The following is a 21,605-nucleotide window of genomic DNA, read 5'->3' on the forward strand; positions in this document are numbered from 1 at the left end:
TCTTAGGCGGCCATCGCGCGATGGAAGGCGGGCCGATCCCGAAGACGGCTCACAAACTCGCGGAATTGCGGCTCTACAATTGGAAATTTCGCGGTGATCGCCCATCCACCGCAATGCGCCAGCAGGATGTCAGCGATGGTCATCGTCTCGCCCATCAGAAATGGTCCGTCTTCAGCCATGCGCGGGATCAGCGCTTTCTGGGAGCGCTCAAACTCCCATTTCAGGCTGTCTTTGATCTCCGGCACGCGCTTGTCTTCCGGCAGGATGAAGGAATGCCGCGCGGCGGTCCAAAGCAGGAGGTCGAACTCATCGACGATAAACTGCGTTAGGCTGTCTTGCCTGGCGCGTTCAACCGTGCCGGCGGGAAAGGTCAGTTGCCCGTGCTTGTCGGCCAGATAGGTCATGATCGCGACCGAGTCGGTGATCGGCACACCGCCCGAGACGAGCACCGGGATTTTGCCCGCCGGGTTGAACCCCACCACCTCGTCAGAGCGCGGGGGGGCGGCGACATGTTCATAGTCCAGCCCCATCTCCTCCAGCGCCCAAAGCACCCGAAGCGTGCGGCTTTTGACCCCACCAATCACTTGATACATCTCGGTCTCCCTTACCCGCGCCGCATCATCGCCAACCGAATGAGCGCGCGTTCCATCAACGCCATTTGTGGGGCCTGTTGTGTGGAGCGCAATGACAAATCTGTCTCGACCAACAGGCTCAGCGCCGCTTCCAGATTATGCATGCCCCAGTTTTGCGCCTGCCGGGTCATCCGATCCCGGCGGGGGCCAAAGATCGGCGGGCGGGCAGCGGCGATCCCGGCGGAGGCACCATTGGGATGGCTCGCCGCCATATGCAGCATCCGAAAATGCCGAAGCGCGGCGATGCACAGCCCTACCGGCTGCACGCCTTGCCCCCCCAATCGGGTGATCAAAGGGCCAATCGCGCCCGCCTGAGCTTCGGCGGCGGCGTGCAGGATGTCATCCAGTTCCGCTTCGATGGTCGCGGGGGCGCAGGCGGCGACATCTTCGGGGGCCACCGGTGTTGGATCACCATGTTTGTAGAGCGCCAGCTTCTCCACCGTTTGGCGGAAATCGCCGGGGTCGAGGGATTGCGCCAAGGTGGTCAGATCGGTCATCGCATCGGGGCCGATTTGCGCGATGCCAGCCTTTTGCAGGGTCTCTTCGATCTCGGCACGCGATGGCGGGTCGTCATAGATCCCCACCGCATAGGCGTTTTGATGGGCCTCAAAAAGTTTGCGCAGGGCCGAGCGGGCGTTGAGTTGTTTCGCGGTGACGATGATCTGCGCATCGCCCGGCTGCCACTCGTCCAGCGCGGTCTTGATTGTGGGCGCAAGCCCGTCGCCCGCGTCTTCGACGAAGGCGGCGCGCGGGCCGGGAAAGAAGCCCTGCGCTTTGATGGCGTCCAGCAACGCGGCGCGGTCCGAGCGGAGATCGGAGGCGGGAATGCGCGTCAGCCGCATCTCGGCCTCTGCCTCAGGCCCCAACAGCGCCTCCAGCATCTGTTGCCGTTTGAGCGCCACGCGCATCGCGTCGGCGCCGTAGATCAAAAGGCCAGTGGCGTCCGGGTTGGGTCGGGCAAAATAGCCCGCCGCGTCGCGCGGGCCGAGCTTCATGACCAGCGGCTGGCGCTGGCCAGAAGATTCGAGACGATCTGATCCGCGAGCGCGATCATCAGCCGTTCTTCCGCATCGCGTTCCGCCGCCGCCGTCGCAATGGTCGAGCCGGTGGTTGAATAGGCCGTGAAGGTTTGCACCCGGCCCGCATGGACCTGCACATCGGTACCCGCCTCAACCACGCGAAACCGGGTCGCGCCAGTCAAATTGATCCGGGTGATGTCGTTTGAGCCAGTGACCGCGATGCCTCTTTCATCAATAACCGTATCGATCGTCATGGCGTAGCGCGGGCTGGAGGCGCGGCCGAGCCGGTCTTCCAATCGCGCCACCATGAGAAACTCTGTCCGTGTCTCAGGCGGCTCCACCAGGATCTGACCACGCAGCACATCCCCCGCCCCACCCGGCGCATAGACGGGCGTGAAGCCGCAAGCCGCAAGCGGGGCTGCGGCAAGCAGGGTCAGAAAGGTGCGACGATCAGATAACGACATTGATGATACGGCCCGGCACAACGATGAGCTTTTTCGGGGCCCCGCCATTCAGGGCCTTGATCACAGCGTCATCCGCCAGCGCCAGCTTTTCAACCTCTTCCTTCGGCAAATCTTTGGCCACGATGATTTCCGAGCGACGTTTGCCGTTGATCTGAATCGGCAATGTCACGGTGTCATCAACCAACATCGCGTCATCGGCCTGTGGCCAAGGCGCATTGGCGATCAGCCCCTCACCACCTTGATGCGACCAGATATCCTCGGCCAGATGCGGGGTCATCGGCGACATCAACTGCGCCAGAACCATGATCGCTTTGCGTTGCGCGGCATGGCTGGCTTTCGATTTGGTCAGCGTGTTGGTGAAAGCGTAAAGCTTCGCGATTGCTGCATTAAAGCCGAAACTTTCGACGCCCATGGTCACGTCATGGATCGTTCGATGCATCGCGCGGATCAGGTCTTCATCCCCCTCACCCGCCGCGCCCGGTTCCATCGCACCAATCCGGTCGCAGAGCATCCAGACGCGGTTGAGATGTTTGAACGCAGCCTCGGCCCCGGCCGCGGTCCATTCCACGTCGCGTTCGGGCGGCGAGTCGGAGAGCACAAACCAGCGGGCCGTGTCGGCGCCGTATTGGTCGATGATCGCCACCGGGTCGACGACGTTTTTCTTCGATTTCGACATCTTGGCGGAGGGGATCACCTCGACAGTTTCGCCGGTCGCGCCCAGCTTCGCGCCCGACTCGGTTATCTCTACATCTTCTGGGAAGTGATAGACCGGGCGGTCTTTCTCGTCGCGGGTGACATAGATCGCGTGGGTTACCATGCCTTGGGTAAAGAGCGCATCGAAGGGTTCGATGGCGCTCCCCGGCAAATGGCCGGTGATCTGCATCGCGCGGGCGAAGAAGCGGGAATAGAGCAGGTGCAGGATCGCGTGCTCAATACCGCCGATATATTGGTCGACATTCATCCAATAGGCCGCGTCCTCGGCAGAGGTCGGCGTGGCCGCGTGAGGTGCAGTGAAGCGCGCAAAATACCATGACGAATCCACGAACGTGTCCATCGTGTCGGTTTCGCGCTTTGCCGGTGCACCGCAAGACGGGCAGGGCACATCGCGCCAAGTTGGATGCCGATCGAGCGGGTTGCCCGGGATGCTGATATCCACATCGCGGGGCAGTTCGACGGGCAGGTTCTCTTTCTTCTCGGGCACCACGCCGCAGCTCTCGCAATGCACGACCGGGATCGGACACCCCCAATAGCGCTGCCGCGAAAGCCCCCAATCGCGCAGGCGGAATTTGGTGACGCCCTGACCCACGCCATTGGCCTCGCAAAACGCGATGGCTGTGTCGATTCCCTCTGTCCCGGTCTGCACCTCGTCGCCCGCGAAGCCTTTGACATAGCGGACCTTCTCGGGCTTGGGCGGAACATAGGCCTCGCCGCCTTCCTCGGGCCGGGTGAACCCAGCTTCGCCCTGAGCGGGCACATAGGTGGAGATCACATCCAGCCCGTATTTCCGCGCGAAATCCAAGTCGCGCTGGTCATGGGCGGGGCAGCCGAAAATCGCGCCGGTGCCGTAATCCATCAAGATGAAATTGGCGATATAGACCGGCAACTCCCAAGAGGTGTCAAACGGGTGGCGCACGGTGAGCCCGGTGTCGAAGCCTTTCTTCTCGGCCTTCTCCAAAGCTTCTTCCGATGTCCCTGTGGCACGACATTCGGCGCAGAAGGCCGCCACGTCTGCATTATGCGCCTCCAGCTCCTTGGCCAATGGATGATCAGGCGAGATGCCAATGAAGCTTGCCCCCATCAGCGTGTCGGGACGGGTCGTGTAGACCTCCACACGATCATGGCCACCAGCGCTCTCGGTCAGGCCGAAGGAGAATTGCAGCCCGCGGGATTTGCCGATCCAGTTGGCCTGCATCAACTTCACTTTGTCCGGCCAGTTGTCGAGCCCGTCCAGCGCGTCCAGCAGTTCCTCTGAGAAATCGCTGATCTTGAAGAACCATTGCGTCAACTCGCGGCGTTCGACCTCCGCGCCCGAGCGCCAGCCTTTGCCGTCGATTACCTGTTCATTGGCCAAGACGGTCATGTCCTCCGGGTCCCAATTGACCACGGCATTTTTCCGGTCGATCAGCCCGGCCTTCAGGAAATCCAGGAACAGGGCCTGCTGCTGGCCGTAATATTCCGGGTCGCAGGTCGCAAACTCACGGGACCAGTCGATGGAGAGGCCCAGAGGTTTCATCTGCTCGCGCATCACCGCGATATTGTCATAGGTCCAATCGGCGGGGTGCCCGCCGGAGGCCATTGCCGCGTTTTCAGCCGGCATACCAAACGCGTCCCATCCCATTGGGTGCAGCACGTTGTGCCCGGTCGAGAGCTTATAGCGCGCGATGACATCGCCCATCGTGTAGTTGCGCACATGGCCGATATGAATCCGGCCAGACGGGTAGGGGAACATCTCAAGCACGTAATATTTTGGCTTGCCCCCCTCGCGGGTCGCGCGGAAGGTGCCAGCCTCGTTCCAGGCCTTTTGCCATTTCGGTTCCAACTCTGACGGTTGATAACGGGACATCGGATTTCCTTAAGGTCGAACGCAAAAACGCCGGGCTGTGGACCCGGCGCTGTGTTTAGGGGGAGTGTGCCGCAGGGTCTAGAGGTCGCCGTCGCGAATCCGTAGCTGACGCGCACGGGTGAGAATAGCGTCTTCAATCTGGCGCGCGGTTTCGCGGCTGACGGCACCGCCGCGGCTTTGCAGGGCGACACGCAGGCTGCGCGCATCCAGCGCGGGGTCATTCACGTAAACCGTGGCGCGATAGGCGCGGCCAGCACCTGGCGGGGTGCCGTAGCCAAAGACGATAACGCCTGAGAACGGATCAGCGGCTTCGATTGGCATGAAATCCAGGATCTCAAGCGACGCATTCCAGAGGTAACGGTTCACCTCGACGGTGACATTCGGATCGGCGCTATTCTGGAAAAGATCAAAGATGGTGCGGCGATTCGGGTCGGGTATGGCCCCGGCCTCCACCAACTGCTCCCTGGTTTCTGGGCTCATCTCATTATCCAGGCTGCCGGAGCCGAACAGCCCACCGCCTCGGCCCGAGCATGCTGCAACACTCAAAACCAGCAAAACCGCGCAGAAGGCTCTTGCCGTTCCCGAAAACATCATGCCCTGCTGCCTCTTTGTCGTAGAACTCTGTCCGCTTGGTATCTTAGCCCCTCTTGCGCGGCAAGAGGCATTGGTTTCCGGGCGCAAAACCGACTGTGGCAACTCTGCACCAGGCGGGCGGCAAGATCGCGGCATCTCTTTGGCCTTTCTTGCAATTCGAAGGGCGAAGAGAGAGGTAGGGGCATACTCAATTCGGAATTCCCCGTGTTGAGGTGCACCTTATTCTAAGAATACGAGGGAAAAACCATGAAAAAGGTTCTCTTCGCTACCACGGCACTGGTTGCCTCGGCTGGCGTAGCAGCTGCCCAAGGCGTGACGCTCAGCGGCTCGGCCGAAATGGGTATCTATGGCGGCGACGGTGTCGAAACCCAGTTCTTCCAGGATCTGGACGTTACGTTCACCATGTCCGGCACCACCGACAACGGCCTGACCTTCGGCGCAAGCGTCGATCTCGATGAGTCCGATGGCTCCGGTACCTTCGCTGACGGCGACACGCGCGGTGCCTCTGGCGCGTTCGATCCTAATGATGACGGTGGTACCACCATCTTCATCTCCGGCAACTTCGGTACGGTTACCATGGGTGACACCGACGGTGCTCTGGACTGGGCTCTGACTGAGGCCGGTAACGTTGGCAACCCAGGTTCGATCAACGATGCAGAAACCGAGCATGCTGGTTACTTGGGTGCGTACGGTGACGGCGCGTTTGATGGCCAGATTCTGCGTTACGACAACACCTTTGGTGATTTCGGCGTCGCGGTATCGGTTGAGCAAGCTGGCGATGCAGACTCCGGTGTCGTTCCCGCTGGCGCGTCTGACGGCTCCGCAGCTATCGGTTTCCGCTATGGCACCGACTTGGGTGGCGTTGAGCTTAACCTCGGCTTGGGTTATCAGACCAGCGACATCGGAGGTGTTGACCAGAACATCGTCGGTGTGAGCATCGCTGCTGTATTTGCAGGCGGGTTTGAAGCAGGCATCCAGTATAGCGACTGGGAAGACCGCGGGGGCACCGTTGGGAACGATGACGACCATATCGGCATCGGTGTCGGCTACTCCTTCGACGCGTTCTCGATTCACGCCAACTGGGGTGAATTTGACAGCGGCAACTCGGGTTACGGGATCGCAGCAGCCTATGATCTGGGCGGCGGTGCTGGCATCCACCTCGGTTACGGCAACAGCGAAACCGGCGGTGTTGACTCCGACTCTTGGTCGCTCGGCGTTGCAATGTCCTTCTAATCCGAACGGATTATTTGGTAAGGGAAGAGCGGGCTTTGGCCCGCTCTTTTCTGTTTGGGGATCGCGCATGTCACTTTCCGATATCACGGAAGCTATTTCGGTTGCTGAAGCCAAGGCGGGCCGTGTGCCTGGATCGGTGCGACTGATCGCGGTGTCGAAAGTGCAACCGGAAGATCGGGTCGCAGATGTGTTGCGCCAGGGGCATAGGCTTTTCGGTGAAAACCGGGTGCAGGAGGCCGCCTGGCGCTGGCCACCGTTTCAAGCGCAATACCCTGATATCTCTCTCCATCTGATCGGCCCGTTGCAGACCAACAAGGCGCGCCAAGCCGTTGAGATGTTCGACGCGATCCACACGCTCGACCGGCCGAAATTGGCGCGTCGCTTCGCGGATCTCGCGCAAGAGCGCGGCGCGTCGCCTGAGCTTCTGATCCAGGTCAACACCGGCGAAGAGCCGCAAAAGGGGGGCATTCTCCCTGCGGAAACCGATGCTTTTGTTGCCGAGGCGCGGGCTTTGGACCTGCCCGTCACCGGGCTGATGTGCATCCCGCCGATTGAGGAAGAGGCCAGCCTGCATTTCGCCCTTTTGGCCAAGCTGGCCGAGCGCAATGGTTTGCCGGAACTCAGCATGGGCATGAGCGCCGATTTCGAGAAGGCGATTGCGTTTGGCGCGACCTATATCCGCGTCGGCTCGGCGATATTCGGGGAGCGGGTCGCGCCGCAGACTTGATTGCCCGTACATCTCCGCCGCATGCTGACCGCATCCAACTTTTGGGAGGCGGCTATGAAAACCCTCACGATCTCGGTTCTTGCATTGGCTTTGTCCGCGACGGCGGCTTTGGCAGAGTTTCGGCTTTCCTTCGAGTGGGGGGATATCCCGCTTTGCACCACGGGCCGGCCGAATACGGTTGGCAACCCGGCGTTCACGTTGCGCGATGTGCCGGCTGGGACCGAGACGATTGAATTTCGCCTCGTTGATTTGGATGTGCCGTCCTACAACCACGGTGGTGGACGGCTCAGGATCAGCGGCAGCGGTACGGTGCCCGAAGGCCTTTTCACCTACCGCAGTCCATGCCCGCCGGGTGAAGTTCATACCTATGAATGGCAAGCAACCGCCCGTGCTGGCCGCCAAGTCTTGGGCGTTGCAACGGCACAGAGGCGCTACCCCGAATAAGTTCAGGTCGGAACATGGAGTTTCGTGCCCGGCGCGATCCGCCTTGTGATCCCATGTAGATCGGCGCGGTCAAACGCGATGCATCCTTCGGTTGGGAAGCCCGGCCGCCGCCATTGATGCAGAAAGATCGCCGACCCTCGGCCGGATGTCGCATCTGGCCAATTCCAATCGGTCAGCAAGATCAGATCGTAGAGCGGATCGGCACGGCAGAGGCGTTCGTGGCTATGAGCATATGGCGCGCGAACCATTAGGTTATAAGCCGCATCCGCGGGATCATCAGACCATAGATCGCGCGGGCTAATCGGCAGGGCCCATTCGCAAGGTCGCTCGATCCGGTCCGCCCGATAGAGGCAGCCGACGATCCGATGACCCCCCGCCGGGGTCGCACCATCGCCTTCACGTTTCTCGTCCCTGACCCCGCCACGCCCGATGGAACAGGGAAACACCCGGTTCTGAAACCGGATGCCCATCGGGGTCAGCACCAGATCCTCCGGTGTCACAAGAGATGCCCCGACTTCGCGGCCTTGGTCGCCAGATAATGCGCGTTGTGGCGGTTGGTGCCGGTGATCAGCGGGACACGTTCGGTGACCTCAATGCCCATCTCGGTCATGATTTCAACTTTGCGCGGGTTGTTGGTCATCAGGCGGACGGCACCAAACCCCATGCGTTTCAGCAGATCCGCACCGAGGCGAAAGTCGCGTTCATCGTCCTCAAAACCCAGCCGGTGATTGGCCTCGACCGTGTCAAACCCTTGATCTTGCAGGGAATAGGCGCGCATTTTATTGGCCAACCCAATCCCGCGACCTTCCTGGTTGAGATAGAGCAAGACGCCGGCACCGGCTTTGCCCATCTCGGCCAGAGCTGTGTGAAGCTGCGGCCCGCAATCGCATTTCAGCGAGCCCAAAACGTCGCCGGTGAAGCAGGCCGAATGAATGCGCGCCAGAACTGGTGTCTCCCGGTCGGGGCGGCCAATTTCGATTGCGTAATGTTCAATGCCGCCATTATCGGGTCGGAAGATATGCAACCGGCCTGCCTCAGCGGCCTCCATCGGCAGGCGCGCGGCGGCAACGGGATGCAGCGGGTGATGGGCGGCCAAATCCTTCTGCGCATCACGGGCCATCAGACAAGTCAGCCCAGCCTCAGTGGCCAATTTGCGTGCGTTCTCTACGGTACTGGTCAGAACGGCTGGCAAAAGCTGTGCCGATTTTGCCAGCAGCAATGCCAAGCGATGAAGCCCGGCCTCTCCCGTGCGGAGGCTTTGCAACGGGCCCTTCATCGGCGCCTGCAGATCATAGGCCGGGTCCGCAATCGCATTTAGCCAGGCCGTATCCGCGTCGCTTGGCAACACAAGCCGCGCCAGATCCCCGTCATAGGCACGCGCTTTCAAAGTCTCCGCCCGCCATGCGGTAATCGCGACACTTACTTCACCGCCCAATCCGCAGATATCTGCGAGCCGCGCCGCGCTCACCCGCTCAGCGGCGAGGACCATGATGCCAGCACCAGCCTCATCGGCCAAAACCACGGGCACACCGACACGAAGATCGGCGCGGGCACGGGCGACAAGTTCGGTGGACGAGGGGATCAGGCTCATAGTCTCTCACATAAGCGCGGGGCTCAGACCCGTTCCTTACCCGCTACAGAAGGAATTTGAAACATTCCCTCCCGGCCTGACACGGCTGCGTGAGGTTTTTTTCGACCACCTTGCCAACAGCGTGAGTGAGGCGCATGTCGGGGACCAGAAACAGGAACGAGGTAGACCCATGGCCACTTTGCGAAAGATTCTGCTGGTCGACGATGACGAAGATTTGCGCGAGGCGCTGTCGGAACAGCTGGTGATGACCGAAGAGTTTGACGTGTTCGAAGCCGGTAACGGCACCGGCGCGATGGAGCGCGCGAAAGAAGCGATCTATGATTTGGTGATCCTCGATGTGGGTCTGCCCGATACCGATGGGCGCGAGCTTTGCCGTTTGCTCCGTAAGCAAGGGGTGAAATGCCCGATCCTGATGCTGACCGGTCATGACAGTGATGCCGACACGATTCTGGGCCTCGACGCTGGTGCCAATGACTACGTCAGCAAGCCATTTAAGTTCCCGGTGCTCTTGGCGCGTATCCGTGCCCAGCTCCGCCAGCACGAACAGTCCGAAGACGCCGTGTTCCAGCTTGGACCCTATACGTTCAAGCCCGCGATGAAGCTCTTGGAGACCGAGGACAACAAGAAAATCCGCCTGACCGAAAAAGAGACGAACATCCTGAAGTTCCTCTACCGCGCTCAGGATGGTGTTGTGGCCCGCGATATTCTTCTACACGAAGTCTGGGGTTACAATGCCGGTGTCACCACGCACACGCTTGAGACCCATATCTATCGCTTGCGGCAAAAAATCGAGCCAGATCCGTCAAATGCGCGGCTTTTGGTTACCGAAAGCGGCGGCTATCGGCTGGTCTCGTGACGACCGCCTGGCGGTATTGATCGAAATCAAAGTGCAACTTTTGGTTGCGCCGTAGAACAGGTTTATTACCTCCCTGTTGGACTGGCCCGGACCCTCGCGTCCGGGCCTCTTTTTTTCACGTCCGGGGCAGGCGCAGGCAGCAGAGACCGTAAAGAAACATCAGCCCCAGGCCGCCTGAGACGCCGAGGTAAAGCACCCGCAGGGCAAGCTCCCGGCCCATTTCCGGCTCGGCCCATGCCATGAACGCTCCGCCCGCCAGGGCACCGAGGGGCATCATGCCCCATCCGAAGAACCGATAGATGCTGTTGACCCGTCCAAGCAGAAGGTCGGCCACGACCCTTTGGCGGTAAGAGACGGTGACCACATTCCAGAGCATGCCGAAGAGGATCCCTGCAAAAAGCGCGGCACCCACGACCAACGCGGACGACGTGAGATAGAGCAAGGAGAACGGCAGGGCCATGCCGAAGAGGGCGAGGATCACGCTTTGCTGCGGACCGAGGCGCGCGGCGATCCAAGGGCCGCAGAGCCCCCCTGTGACGCCGCCCGCCGCTCCGGCGGTGAGCAGGATGCCGTAGCCCACGGCCTCTAGCGCGAGGATATCCTGTGCAAAGAGCACCAGATAGGTCATCGCGGCCAGTGAGAGAGCATTCATCAGCCCAAGCATGATGGCAAGTTGTAAGAGAACGCCATGCTGCTTGATCCACTTCGCACCTTCGATCAGCTCTACCCAGAACCCGGCGGGCAGACCCCGGTTGAGGCGCGGTGGAAAAGCTATGGCCCAGACGGCGAAGGCGGCCAAGGCGAAGCCGATCGCTTCAAAAAGGAAGGGGGCGGGCACGGCCAGCGCGATCAGCAGACCGGCAAGCGGCGGGCCGACAAAGCTCCCCATAATCTGCTCGATGCTCCAGATCTGGCCATTCGCGGTTTCCAGGTCGCGCTTTTCCACGAGGGACGGCAGAGCCGTTTGTGCCGCATTGTCACGGACGACTTCCGCCGCGCCCATCAGGAACGCGAGGCCCGCCAGTGCCGCGATCATCCAAGTCGCGTTTTCGCCCGCAGGCAGCGGCGGCCCGGCGGCAATCAGCGCCACCACGCCAAAGGCCAGCCCCATCCGCACCAAGTCCGCGCGCACCATCAACCGTTGCCGGTCCGCCCGGTCGGTGATGACCCCGACAGGTAACGAGAGCAGGAACCACGGCAGCCGGGTGGCAAAGGCCACAAGGGCAAGATCGAACGGGTTTGTCGAAATCAACGTGGCCAGCCAAGGAAAGGCCAGAGCGCCCACCCCGTCACTGAGATTGGAGGCGCCCGCGCCGGAGAAAAGCAGGCGGTAGTTCCGGTTCTGTTTCAGAAGGAGCCACGCCATCACGCCCACCTTTCGGACATTTGCAAAGCCCGACGCTGGCACGTAAACCGAAGCGGCACAACACGGGGATCGGGACCGCATCATGTCTTTCACGCTTGCCACCTGGAATATCAACTCCGTTCGGCTTCGCGCCGAGCTTGTTACCAAGCTTTTGCGCGACGAAGGGCCGGAGGTGCTCTGCTTGCAGGAGTGTAAGTCGCCGGTTGAGAAAATTCCGGTCGAAGTGTTTGCCGCCGCTGGATATGGCCACATGGTGGCGCGCGGACAGAAGGGATATAACGGCGTCGCGATCCTGTCGAAGCTGCCACTCGAGGATGTCGGGCACCGGGATTTCGTTGGTAAGGGCGACGCGCGCCACGTGGCCGCGAAGCTCGAAAACGGCGTTACGGTGCATAATTTCTATGTCCCGGCCGGGGGCGACGAGCCGAACCGCGAGAAGAACGAGAAATTCGGCCATAAGCTCGATTTCCTGACGGAGATGCGGGATTGGTTCCATGGTGAGACGCCCGAGAAGAGCATTCTTGTCGGCGACCTCAATATTGCACCGCGTGAGGATGATGTCTGGTCCCACAAGCAATTGCTCAAGGTTGTGAGCCATACGCCGATCGAAGTGGAGCATCTGGCGCAAGTGCAAGACAGTGCCGGATGGGTCGATGTGACCCGCAAAGATATCCCCGAGGGCGTGCTTTATTCCTGGTGGTCCTACCGCGCGCGGGATTGGGAGGCCGCAGATAAGGGCCGCAGGCTCGATCATGTCTGGGCAACGCCGGATATCGCAAACGCGTCGCACAGTTCGCGCGTTTTGCGCCATGTGCGCGGATGGGAGAAACCCTCCGATCACGCGCCGGTTTTTGCGACCTTCGATCTCTAGGAGCGGCGCATCGCCCCTTGGCCTCGGCGCGTTCAGGTTCCATATACACTGCCAAGTGAATCTGAAGGGATATGACCCATGTTGGAGTTGGGGCAAGGCGCGGCGGATGCCGGTGCGGCCGATCTGATCAAAGACAGTTCTGAAGCGACCTTTATGGTCGATGTGATCGAGGCCAGCAAAGACGTGCCGGTGATCGTCGATTTCTGGGCGCCCTGGTGCGGGCCGTGCAAAACGCTCGGGCCGCAGCTTGAGGCGGCGGTCAAGGCGGCCAAGGGCAAGGTCAAAATGGTGAAGGTCGATGTGGACCAGAACCAACAGATCGCGGGTCAGTTGCGTATCCAGTCGATCCCGACTGTCTATGCATTCCACCAGGGGCAGCCGGTGGATGGGTTCCAAGGCGCGGTGTCCGAGGCCGAGGTGAAACGCTTTGTCGAGAAGCTTTCGGCGCTTGCCGGCGATGATGGGTTGAGCGAGGCGGTTGAGGCGGCTGAGGCGATGCTGGAGGAAGGCGCCGCCGTCGATGCCGCGCAGACCTTTGCCGCCATCCTCGGCGAAGAACCCGAAAACGCCGCCGCCTATGGTGGTTTGGTTCGTGCCCATTTGGCGACGGGTGACACCGATCAGGCCGACGCGCTCTTGGCGAATGCGCCCGAGGCGATTGCCAACTCGGCAGAGGTTGAAGCCGCGCGGGCGCAATTGGAACTGGCGCGTCAGGCCGCCGATGCAGGGCCTTTGGGAGATCTGTCCGCCGCGGTCGAGGCCGACCCCGACAACCATCAAGCCCGGTTTGATTACGCGCTGGCCTTGCATGCTGCCGGTCAAGTTGAAGAGGCAGTTGATCAACTGCTTGATCTCTTCCGCCGAGATCGAGAGTGGAACGATGGCGCCGCCAAGACACAGCTCTTCACGATTTTCGATGCGCTCAAACCTGAGGACCCGATTGTTCTCACCGGTCGCCGGAAACTCAGCTCAATGATCTTTGCCTAAACGCACAGCGTGCTACATGTTGGGTATGATGTCCTCAGCCGACCTTCCCGACACCCTTCCGGTGTTCCCACTTCCGGGCGCGCTGCTTTTGCCGCGCGCGCGTCTGCCGCTGCATATTTTCGAGCCGCGCTATCTCGCGATGCTGGATGATACGCTCAAAACTCGGCACCGCTTGATCGGCATGGTGCAGCCGCGCGACGTGCCGGGTAATGCTGACAAACGCCTTCATGCGATTGGGTGCGCGGGCCGGATCACGCAATTCTCGGAGACCGAGGATGGGCGCTACATGATCACGCTGTCGGGCATCTCGCGCTATCGCGTGACGCGTGAGGTCTCGGGGTTCAGCCCATATTTGAAGGCGGATGTATCTTGGGACGGGTTTGAGGCCGACCGGGGCGGCATTGAGCGGGATGAAAGCTTCAACCGGCCCGAATTTCTCGACCTTCTCTCGCGTTATTTCGAAGCGCTGTCGCTGTCGACGGATTGGGACAGTCTGAAAGATGCGGAGGATGAGTTGTTGATCAACTCGCTGTCGATGCTCTGCCCGTTTGAGCCCGAAGAGAAGCAGGCGCTACTGGAGGCGCCATCATTGACCACCCGCCGCGAAACCCTGGTGACGCTGATCGAATTTGCGCTGCGCGGTGGTGCGACCGAAGAGGTTCTGCAATGACCCCTGCTGCTCAAGCCGATCGCCGGATGTTGGAGGCCCTGGTTTGCCCCTTGACCCATGCGCCGCTCAGCTATGATGCGGAGGCGCAGGAGCTGATCTCCAAAGCCGCGCATCTGGCCTTCCCGATCCGCAACGGGATTCCGATTCTCTTGGAAGAAGAAGCTCGGAAAATCGACTAAAGTGGACGGCCGCGCAGCAGACGCGGCAAATCGCCGGCCAGCCCGGCGGCCTCGCGGATAAACCGACGCCGGAGACCCGGCAGCGCATTCACCACGCCAAGACCCAGGTCACGCCCGGCACGCAGCAGCGGATTATCGTTGGAGAACAACTTGTTCACCGCATCCATCCCGGCGGCCAACGCGGCGGTGTCAAAGCGGCGCCAAGTTTGATAGCGCTCCAGCACATCAATGGCACCAAAATCTTCGCCACGCCGTTTCGCATCCGCCAGCACTTCGGCCAATGCGCCGACATCGCGGAGGCCTAGGTTCAGACCTTGGCCCGCAATCGGGTGCACACCATGGGCGGCGTCCCCCACCAGGGCCAGATTTGGGGCCACGAAGCTGCTGGCGAGTGTCAGGGTCAATGGATAGCTGAACCGCGCGCCCTCAAGGCTGATCTCGCCCAGAAAATCGCCGAACCGGGGGCGGAGCGCGTCGAGATAGTCTGCGTCGGAGAGCGCATTGATCCGCGCGGCAGCCTCATGAGTTTCGCTCCAAACAATTGACGACCGGTTGCCGGGCAGCGGCAGAATTGCCAGCGGCCCGGGCGGCATGAAAAACTGATGCGCGATGCCGTTATGAGGTTTCTCATGGGCAATCGCGCAGACCAGCGCGGTTTGCCCATAATCCCATCCGGTGCGTTTGATCCCGGCGCGCGCGGCCACACCGCTTTGCCGCCCATCGGCGCCGATAAGCAGCCGTGCGGTCAGGTCGGTGCCATCGTCGAGCGTGACGCGCGCGCCTGTTTCCGTATCCTGTGCGATGACGCGTGCGCCCGGGCGGTGTGTGACCAGAGGATCGGCCTCCATCGCGGCGAGCAGGGCCTGCCGCAGATAGCGATCTTCCAGCATATGGCCCATTGGGCCTTCTTCAATCTCCGCATGATCGAAATGCAGGAAAAACGGCGACGGCCCTTCGCCGGCCCGCCCATCGCTTGCAATGACTTCCAAGATTGGCTGCGCGTGATCGGCCAAATCCTCCCAAAGCCCCAACGCATCCAGCAGTTTGGTCGAGGCCAGGGCCAGCGCGTAAGACCGCCCGTCAAACGTGTCTGCGCCTCGATTTTCGGTGCTTTGCGCGTCCAAAACCAGGCTGGAAAACCCCGCTTGCGCCAGGGCCAGCGCCAGGCAGGGGCCGTTCAAGCCGCCGCCGACAATCAGAACATCTGCGTCATGTGCCATAAGAGGGAATATGCAGGTGCGTCGAGGATTGTCCAACGCGGAACGCACAGATAGCGTGGCCCGCGACACCATGACGGGGGCAGGAATATGCGGGACGATTGGCAAAGCTTGAGCGCGAGCGATTTGGGTCGGGCGATCGGCGCGGGCGAGATCGACCCGGTGGCGTTGACCGAAGCCTATCTGACCGCCTGTGGGGCTTTTCCGGATACAGACCGAATCTACACGATGTTGACGCCAGAGCGCGCGCTGGCGGAGGCAGAGGCCTCGGCGGCGCGGGCAAAAGACGGCGTGCGGCGCGGGCTTTTGGATGGTGTGCCAATCTCCTGGAAAGACCTGTTCGATACCGCTGGCCTGCCGACGGAGGCGGGATCGGCTCTGTTGAAAGGTCGCGTGCCGTCTGAAGATGCCGAGGTTTTGGCGCGGGCGACGCGGGCTGGTCTGGTCTGCCTCGGCAAGACCCATATGACGGAACTGGCCTTTTCCGGTCTGGGCGTGAACCCGATCACCGCGACACCCCCCAATGTGAATGATCCCGCGCTCGTGCCGGGCGGGTCGTCTTCCGGCGCGGCCGCCTCTGTCGCCTTCGGTCTGGCGGCGGCAGGGATCGGGTCGGATACCGGTGGGTCGGTCCGTTTGCCTGCCGCTTACAACGATCTGGTCGGCCTTAAAACCACCCACGGGCGGCTCAGCCGTCAAGGCGTTGTGCCCTTGGCGGAGAGCTTCGACACTGTTGGCCCGCTAACCAAGACTGTCGAAGATGCGGCGCATTTGCTGGCGGTGATGGAGGGCGACAAGCCTGTCGATCTCACCGGCGCGCGACTGGCCGACAAACGGTTTTTGGTGCTGGAGCCCTATTCTTCGGATGTGCGCGACGCGTCCGGTGCGGCATTTCAATCCGCCGTCGCCCGGCTTGCCCAAGCCGGGGCGCAGATCGATACCGGGACGATCCCGGCTATCGACGAGGCGATGCAGACAACGCTGATGCTGTTCACCGGAGAGGCCTATGGCACCTGGGGCGAGACGATCGAGGCCGCGCCCGAGAAGATGTTTGACCGGGTCCGCGACCGGTTCCGCCAGGGGCGCGAGGTCAGCGCGCCTGATTTCGTTGCCGGATGGCAGCGGTTGCGCCGTCTGAGGCGAGATTGGGCGCGTGAGACCGCCGCCTATGACGCGGTGCTATTGCCAACGGCGGCGAACCTGCCCGCAAATGCCGCGCGCCTGATGAATGACGACGATTATTTCGTGACCGAGAACCTTTTGACCCTGCGCAACACCCGTGTTGGCAACCTGATGGGGCTCTGCGCCGTGACCCTGCCGACGGGTATTCCCTCAACAGGCATCATGATCTTGTGCCCACCGATGGCAGAGCCACAACTTCTGCGCATTGCGGCGGCGGCGGAGCGGGCATTGGCCTAAGCGCCACAGGCGTTGCGCCTTTACGCCCTGAAAAGGCGCGTTTTTCTGGACCCACGCGGCCCATCGCCGTACACTGTCTGCAAATCAGGGCGCTATGATCCTGAAACTGAGGCAGACATGGACTTTCCAGAGCGGTTTTCGGACCTGCCAGAATATGCGTTTCCGCGTTTGCGGACCTTGCTCGATTCCCATCAGCCTGGGGACGAACCGATTGTCATGACGATCGGTGAACCGCGCCACGCGTTCCCCGATTGGGTGGGCAATGTGCTGGCCGAAAACGTCGACGGCTTCGCCAAATACCCGGCGAATGATGGCAGCCCGGCGTTGCAGCAAGCCATCGCCGATTGGATCAAACGCCGCTATGATGTCTCGGTCGATGCGGGGACCCAGGTCTTGCCTTTGAATGGCACGCGCGAGGGGCTTTTCAACGCGCTGATCGCGCTGAGCCCCGAGACGAAGGGCGGCAAACAGCCTGTTATTCTGACGCCCAACCCGTTTTATCAAGTCTATGCCGTGGCCGCGTTGGCCGTCGGGGCGGAGCCGGTCTATGTCCCCGCGACCGACACGACGGGCAACTTGCCGGATTATGCAGGCTTGCCGCCCGAGATATTGGAGCGGGTCACGGTCGCCTATATCTGCTCGCCCGCGAACCCGCAGGGCGCGGTGGCGGATCGAGCGTATTGGGCCGATCTGATCAGCCTGGCCGAGCAATATGATTTCCAGATTTTCGCGGATGAGTGCTATTCGGAGATCTATCGCGAGATGCCGCCGCCGGGCGCGTTGCAGATCGCCTCTGAGATCGGGGCGGACCCTGACCGGGTCGTGATTTTCCACTCGCTTTCGAAGCGGTCCAACCTGCCCGGCCTCCGCTCTGGCTTCGCCGCTGGCGGTGAAAAGAGCATCGCGCGCCTGAAACAGCTGCGCGCCTATGCGGGCGCGCCTCTTCCGATGCCGCTCCAAGCTGTCGCTGCGCGCGCTTGGGCGGACGAAGACCATGTGATCACCAACCGCGCGCTTTACGCGGAGAAGTATGCCATCGCCGACGAGGTTTTCGACGGCCTCCAAGGCTACAGGCCGCCCGAGGCGGGGTTTTTCCTCTGGCTTCCGGCGGAGGACGGCGAGGCGGCAACCCTGAAATTATGGCGCGAGACGGGTGTTCGGGTTCTGCCCGGGGCCTATCTGGCGCGGACAATCGAGGGCCACACGCCGGGCGCGGATCGCATCCGCGTGGCGATGGTGGCTGAAAAAGACGACATGCGGCGCGGGCTGATCAAGCTCCGCGACTGTTTATATCGGTGAGGTAGAGATCTATGGCGTATCAGACACGACAGCGCGACCCGCTTTTGGACAGCCGGATGCAAGCCGCGCTTGAACGACGCGGTCAAGAGCTTCTGGGGCTGGGCTTGATGGTGCTCGGTGTCGCGCTGGTTATGATGCTTGTCTCCTACTCGCCGGAAGATCCGAACTGGACCGTTGCGACGGATGCAGTGCCGCAGAACTATCTGGGCCATGTGGGCGCGGCGATTGCGGCGGTTTTGATGTTGATCGTCGGCTATGGGGCTTACGGCCTCGCCATTGGTGCCCTCGTTTGGGGTGCGCGGCTCCTCTTCCATCGTGGCGCTGACCGGGCGATTGGGCGGGTCGTGTTCCTGCCAATTGCGGTTGCTTTAGCGGCGATCTATGCCGCGAGCTATGCGCCGGGGTCGGAATGGAGCCATAGCTTTGGATTGGGCGGGCTGTTTGGCGACACGGTGCTTGGCGCGCTTTTGAACATCCTGCCATTTGGGTCGGAATTCGGCCTGAAACTCCTCGCCGCGCTCAGCTTCCTGGCCTTCCTGGCGCTCGGCCTGTTTGTGCTTGGCGTCAACAAACCTGAACTGCGTGTGGCTTTGCGCTTCCTGCTGGTCGGGCTGGTATCGACCATTGCGGGGTTGGCCACGCTCTTTGGGCAGGCCGGTCGCGGTGCTGGACAAGCTGCGCAATCCCTACAGGCACGGCGTCAGGCGCGCGCCCTTGCCCGACACGAGGCAGACGAGATTGAAGACGAGAATATCTTCCATGAGGATATTGCAGAGCTTGATCCGGCCCCCATCGCCGCGCCGCGCCCCGGCCTCTTGGCCCGTGTCCCGCTTTTGCGCAGCAAGGAGCGGGCAGTTGATCTAGAACCCGAGTTGCCCGAACGCGGCACCGCAGCGGTTGATGATATTGATGCCCCTGATGACGACCGCATTCGCGAGAAAATCGCCGATGTGATCAAAAGTCGCGTGCGGCGACCGCTGACCACACCGCAAGCAGCCGTCGCGCGGCACAAAGCGATGACCGCGACACGGGCCGCGCCGCCACTCACGCGGGTTGAGCCGCCCTTAACCAGCGTCGCAAGTGAGGCGCAGCCCCTAGCCCCGCAGGAGACGATCCCACTGCCGCATTCCGAGCGTGTGGCCGAGTATGATGCCGAGCCGTCCCGCGCGGCCGCCTTTGCCGTCCCGCAAGCTGAACCGAAAAAGGTGGTCCAGCATCAGGCCCGCAAAATGACGCCCTCTCGCGCGGCAATGGCCGATGCACAACCGTCACTGCCCTTGGAGGCGGAGGCGGCCGAGTATGAGTTTCCGCCCCTGTCGCTTCTGACGAGCGCGGTTGCCATCGAGCGGCATCATCTGAGCGATGAGGCGCTCGAAGAAAACGCGCGGATGCTGGAAAATGTGTTGGATGACTACGGTGTGAAAGGCGAGATCGTCAGCGTTCGCCCCGGCCCGGTCGTGACCATGTATGAGCTTGAACCTGCGCCTGGCCTGAAAGCCAGCCGGGTGATTGGTTTGGCCGACGATATCGCGCGGTCCATGTCGGCGCTTTCGGCGCGCGTCTCCACCGTGCCGGGCCGGAGTGTCATCGGGATCGAATTGCCGAACCAGCATCGCGAGAAGGTGGTGCTGCGCGAGATTCTGTCGAGTCGCGATTTCGGCGACAGCAACCAACGCCTGCCCTTGGCGCTCGGCAAGGATATCGGCGGTGATCCTGTGGTCGCGAATCTGGCGAAAATGCCTCACCTCCTGATCGCGGGGACCACCGGCTCGGGTAAATCCGTTGCGATCAACACGATGATCCTGAGCCTGCTCTACAAAATGACACCGGAAGAGTGCCGGATGATCATGATCGACCCGAAAATGCTGGAACTCAGCGTGTATGACGGCATCCCGCATCTGCTCTCGCCCGTTGTGACCGACCCGAAGAAGGCTGTGGTTGCGTTGAAATGGACTGTCGGCGAGATGGAAGAGCGCTATCGCAAAATGTCCAAAATGGGTGTGCGCAACATCGAAGGCTATAACAGCCGCGTCGATGATGCGCTGTCCAAAGGCGAGATGTTCAGCCGCACGGTGCAGACCGGGTTTGACGACGAAACCGGCGAACCCGTCTTCGAGACCGAGGAGTTTGCACCCGAGCGCATGCCGTTCATCGTTGTTGTCGTCGATGAGATGGCGGATTTGATGATGGTGGCGGGCAAAGAGATTGAGGCCTGCATCCAACGCCTGGCGCAGATGGCGCGGGCCTCAGGCATCCATATCATCATGGCGACGCAGCGGCCCTCGGTTGACGTGATCACCGGGACGATCAAAGCCAACTTCCCGACGCGGATTTCGTTCCACGTGACCTCAAAAGTCGACAGCCGGACCATTCTGGGTGAGCAGGGGGCTGAACAGCTCTTAGGCATGGGCGATATGCTCTACATGGCGGGTGGCGCCAAGATCACCCGCGTCCATGGCCCCTTCGTCAGCGATGAAGAGGTTGAAGAGATCGTGCGTCATCTGAAGAGCTTCGGACCGCCCGATTATGCCGCGAGCGTTCTGGATGGTCCCGATGAGGACAAAGAAAGCGATATCGACATGGTGCTGGGCCTTGGTGGCAACACCGATGGCGAAGACGCCCTCTATGATCAGGCAGTGGCGATTGTGATCAATGACCGCAAATGCTCCACCTCTTACATCCAGCGCAAACTGGCGATTGGTTACAACAAAGCTGCGCGCTTGGTGGAGCAGATGGAAGATAGCGGGCTGGTCTCTGCCGCCAACCATGTGGGCAAACGCGAGATTTTGGTGCCGGAACAAGCGTGATTTTCCGCCGATGGCGCGGACGTGAGGTGTAACTCCGGCGCGGACTGATTAAATTGGAGCCATGAAACGGTTTCTTCTGTCCGTGGCGCTGGTCGTCACCACCGCCTTGCCGGCTTGGGCGCAAGCGATCCCGCTGTCCCAACTGTCGGCCTATCTGAACACGCTGCGCACCGCCGAAGGGTCGTTCACGCAGATCAACGCCGATGGCACAATCTCAACCGGAACGCTCTATCTTCAGCGGCCTGGACGTGTGCGATTTGAATATGGCGGCGGCGATGATGACCTGTTGGTCATTGCAGGGGGCGGCCAAGTTGCGATCTTCGACGCGCGCTCGAACCAAAGGCCCGAACAATATCCGCTCCGCCGCACGCCGCTGCACCTGATCCTCGCGCGGAATGTAGATCTGGGCCGATCCGGTATGGTGATCGGCCATGAGGGCGATGGCACATCAACACGGGTGGTCGCACAAGACCCCGAACATCCGGAGATCGGTCAAATCACTTTGGTTTTCACCGGCAATCCGGTGGAACTTCGCCAATGGGTGATCACCGACGAAGCGGGCAGCGATACGACGGTCATTCTGGGAGAACTGGAGACAGACGTGACGGTTCGCGCCCGGCTCTTCAATATCCCGCAAGAGATTGATGCCCGCGGTCTGAACGATTGA

The 21,605-nt window shown here is 61.4% G+C and carries 21 protein-coding genes; 12 read left to right on the forward strand and 9 right to left on the reverse strand.

The genetic code is table 11. From position 1 onward, the window contains the following. Positions 1-2: 2 nt before the first annotated feature. From GTF44_RS01000 to GTF44_RS01020, 5 genes are all read right to left on the reverse strand, one after another. Positions 3-593 (reverse strand): glutathione S-transferase family protein, encoded by a 591-nt coding sequence (locus tag GTF44_RS01000; protein ID WP_171559295.1) that lies wholly within the window; start codon positions 591-593, stop codon positions 3-5. Between the two features lie 11 nt (positions 594-604). Next, on the reverse strand, positions 605-1,627 hold the full coding sequence (gene holA, locus GTF44_RS01005) for a DNA polymerase III subunit delta (protein ID WP_171559298.1): 1,023 nt from the start codon (positions 1,625-1,627) through the stop codon (positions 605-607). Continuing rightward, complete coding sequence (gene lptE / locus GTF44_RS01010; protein ID WP_145213301.1) at positions 1,624-2,115, reverse strand: LPS assembly lipoprotein LptE; 492 nt, start codon at positions 2,113-2,115, stop codon at positions 1,624-1,626. The genes holA and lptE overlap by 4 nt, the downstream gene beginning before the upstream one ends. Continuing rightward, positions 2,102-4,678, reverse strand: coding sequence for a leucine--tRNA ligase (gene leuS / locus GTF44_RS01015; protein ID WP_171559300.1), 2,577 nt, complete (start codon positions 4,676-4,678; stop codon positions 2,102-2,104). The genes lptE and leuS overlap by 14 nt, the downstream gene beginning before the upstream one ends. A 78-nt stretch (positions 4,679-4,756) precedes the next feature. After that, positions 4,757-5,272: a DUF3576 domain-containing protein gene (locus tag GTF44_RS01020; protein WP_171559303.1), complete on the reverse strand. Its 516-nt coding sequence runs from the start codon at positions 5,270-5,272 to the stop codon at positions 4,757-4,759. 246 nt (positions 5,273-5,518) lie between these two features. Here GTF44_RS01020 and GTF44_RS01025 point away from each other — a divergent pair, with 246 nt between their 5' ends. The 3 genes from GTF44_RS01025 to GTF44_RS01035 all read left to right on the forward strand — a co-directional run bounded on the left by GTF44_RS01025 (position 5,519) and on the right by GTF44_RS01035 (position 7,676). Then, positions 5,519-6,505 carry a porin gene (locus GTF44_RS01025; protein WP_171559306.1) on the forward strand — a complete coding sequence of 329 codons (987 nt, stop codon included), beginning with the start codon at positions 5,519-5,521 and terminating at the stop codon, positions 6,503-6,505. 67 nt (positions 6,506-6,572) lie between these two features. Then, complete coding sequence (locus GTF44_RS01030) at positions 6,573-7,232, forward strand: YggS family pyridoxal phosphate-dependent enzyme (RefSeq protein WP_171559308.1); 660 nt, start codon at positions 6,573-6,575, stop codon at positions 7,230-7,232. A 54-nt stretch (positions 7,233-7,286) separates the two neighbouring features. Continuing rightward, positions 7,287-7,676: a phospholipid-binding protein gene (locus GTF44_RS01035; RefSeq protein ID WP_171559311.1), complete on the forward strand. Its 390-nt coding sequence runs from the start codon at positions 7,287-7,289 to the stop codon at positions 7,674-7,676. 2 nt (positions 7,677-7,678) lie between these two features. Here GTF44_RS01035 and GTF44_RS01040 read toward each other — a convergent pair whose 3' ends face one another. Together GTF44_RS01040 and ribA are read right to left on the reverse strand one after the other, a co-directional pair. Continuing rightward, positions 7,679-8,176: a L,D-transpeptidase family protein gene (locus GTF44_RS01040; RefSeq protein WP_171559314.1), complete on the reverse strand. Its 498-nt coding sequence runs from the start codon at positions 8,174-8,176 to the stop codon at positions 7,679-7,681. Then, positions 8,173-9,267 carry a GTP cyclohydrolase II gene (gene ribA / locus GTF44_RS01045; protein ID WP_171559316.1) on the reverse strand — a complete coding sequence of 365 codons (1,095 nt, stop codon included), beginning with the start codon at positions 9,265-9,267 and terminating at the stop codon, positions 8,173-8,175. The genes GTF44_RS01040 and ribA overlap by 4 nt, the downstream gene beginning before the upstream one ends. 169 nt (positions 9,268-9,436) lie before the next feature. Here ribA and GTF44_RS01050 point away from each other — a divergent pair, with 169 nt between their 5' ends. Then, a complete protein-coding gene (locus GTF44_RS01050; protein ID WP_145213279.1) occupies positions 9,437-10,123 on the forward strand; it encodes a response regulator transcription factor in 687 nt (228 codons plus the stop codon). A 115-nt stretch (positions 10,124-10,238) separates the two neighbouring features. Here GTF44_RS01050 and GTF44_RS01055 read toward each other — a convergent pair whose 3' ends face one another. After that, positions 10,239-11,489, reverse strand: coding sequence for an MFS transporter (locus GTF44_RS01055; RefSeq protein ID WP_171559319.1), 1,251 nt, complete (start codon positions 11,487-11,489; stop codon positions 10,239-10,241). Between the two features lie 82 nt (positions 11,490-11,571). Here GTF44_RS01055 and GTF44_RS01060 point away from each other — a divergent pair, with 82 nt between their 5' ends. The 4 genes from GTF44_RS01060 to GTF44_RS01075 all read left to right on the forward strand — a co-directional run bounded on the left by GTF44_RS01060 (position 11,572) and on the right by GTF44_RS01075 (position 14,196). Next, entirely contained in the window at positions 11,572-12,360 is a 789-nt protein-coding gene (locus GTF44_RS01060; RefSeq protein WP_171559322.1) for an exodeoxyribonuclease III, read from the forward strand. 78 nt (positions 12,361-12,438) lie between these two features. Beyond that, positions 12,439-13,347, forward strand: coding sequence for a thioredoxin (trxA, locus tag GTF44_RS01065; RefSeq protein WP_171559325.1), 909 nt, complete (start codon positions 12,439-12,441; stop codon positions 13,345-13,347). A gap of 25 nt (positions 13,348-13,372) precedes the next feature. Next, on the forward strand, positions 13,373-14,017 hold the full coding sequence (locus GTF44_RS01070) for an LON peptidase substrate-binding domain-containing protein (protein WP_171559624.1): 645 nt from the start codon (positions 13,373-13,375) through the stop codon (positions 14,015-14,017). After that, complete coding sequence (locus GTF44_RS01075; RefSeq protein ID WP_145213265.1) at positions 14,014-14,196, forward strand: Trm112 family protein; 183 nt, start codon at positions 14,014-14,016, stop codon at positions 14,194-14,196. The genes GTF44_RS01070 and GTF44_RS01075 overlap by 4 nt, the downstream gene beginning before the upstream one ends. On the opposite strand, the gene GTF44_RS01080 is transcribed toward GTF44_RS01075, so the two are convergent. Beyond that, the gene (locus tag GTF44_RS01080; RefSeq protein ID WP_171559328.1) at positions 14,193-15,416 is read right to left on the reverse strand and encodes an FAD-dependent monooxygenase; all 1,224 of its coding nucleotides are present in this window, start codon (positions 15,414-15,416) and stop codon (positions 14,193-14,195) included. The two genes, GTF44_RS01075 and GTF44_RS01080, sit on opposite strands and share 4 nt — an antisense overlap. Positions 15,417-15,503: 87 nt before the next feature. On the opposite strand from GTF44_RS01080, the gene GTF44_RS01085 reads away from it, so the two are divergent. The 4 genes from GTF44_RS01085 (at position 15,504) to GTF44_RS01100 (ending at position 21,605) form a co-directional block, all read left to right on the forward strand. Further along, the gene (locus GTF44_RS01085; protein WP_171559331.1) at positions 15,504-16,832 is read left to right on the forward strand and encodes an amidase; all 1,329 of its coding nucleotides are present in this window, start codon (positions 15,504-15,506) and stop codon (positions 16,830-16,832) included. Between the two features lie 117 nt (positions 16,833-16,949). After that, entirely contained in the window at positions 16,950-18,131 is a 1,182-nt protein-coding gene (locus GTF44_RS01090) for an aminotransferase class I/II-fold pyridoxal phosphate-dependent enzyme (RefSeq protein WP_171559333.1), read from the forward strand. A gap of 11 nt (positions 18,132-18,142) precedes the next feature. Next, positions 18,143-20,938 carry a DNA translocase FtsK gene (locus tag GTF44_RS01095; protein WP_171559336.1) on the forward strand — a complete coding sequence of 932 codons (2,796 nt, stop codon included), beginning with the start codon at positions 18,143-18,145 and terminating at the stop codon, positions 20,936-20,938. Between the two features lie 61 nt (positions 20,939-20,999). Continuing rightward, a complete protein-coding gene (locus tag GTF44_RS01100; RefSeq protein ID WP_171559339.1) occupies positions 21,000-21,605 on the forward strand; it encodes an outer membrane lipoprotein carrier protein LolA in 606 nt (201 codons plus the stop codon).

The organism is Roseobacter sp. HKCCD6576-2 (assembly GCF_013179285.1).
In the GTDB taxonomy this organism is placed as follows: Bacteria; Pseudomonadota; Alphaproteobacteria; order Rhodobacterales; family Rhodobacteraceae; genus Rhodophyticola; species Rhodophyticola oceani.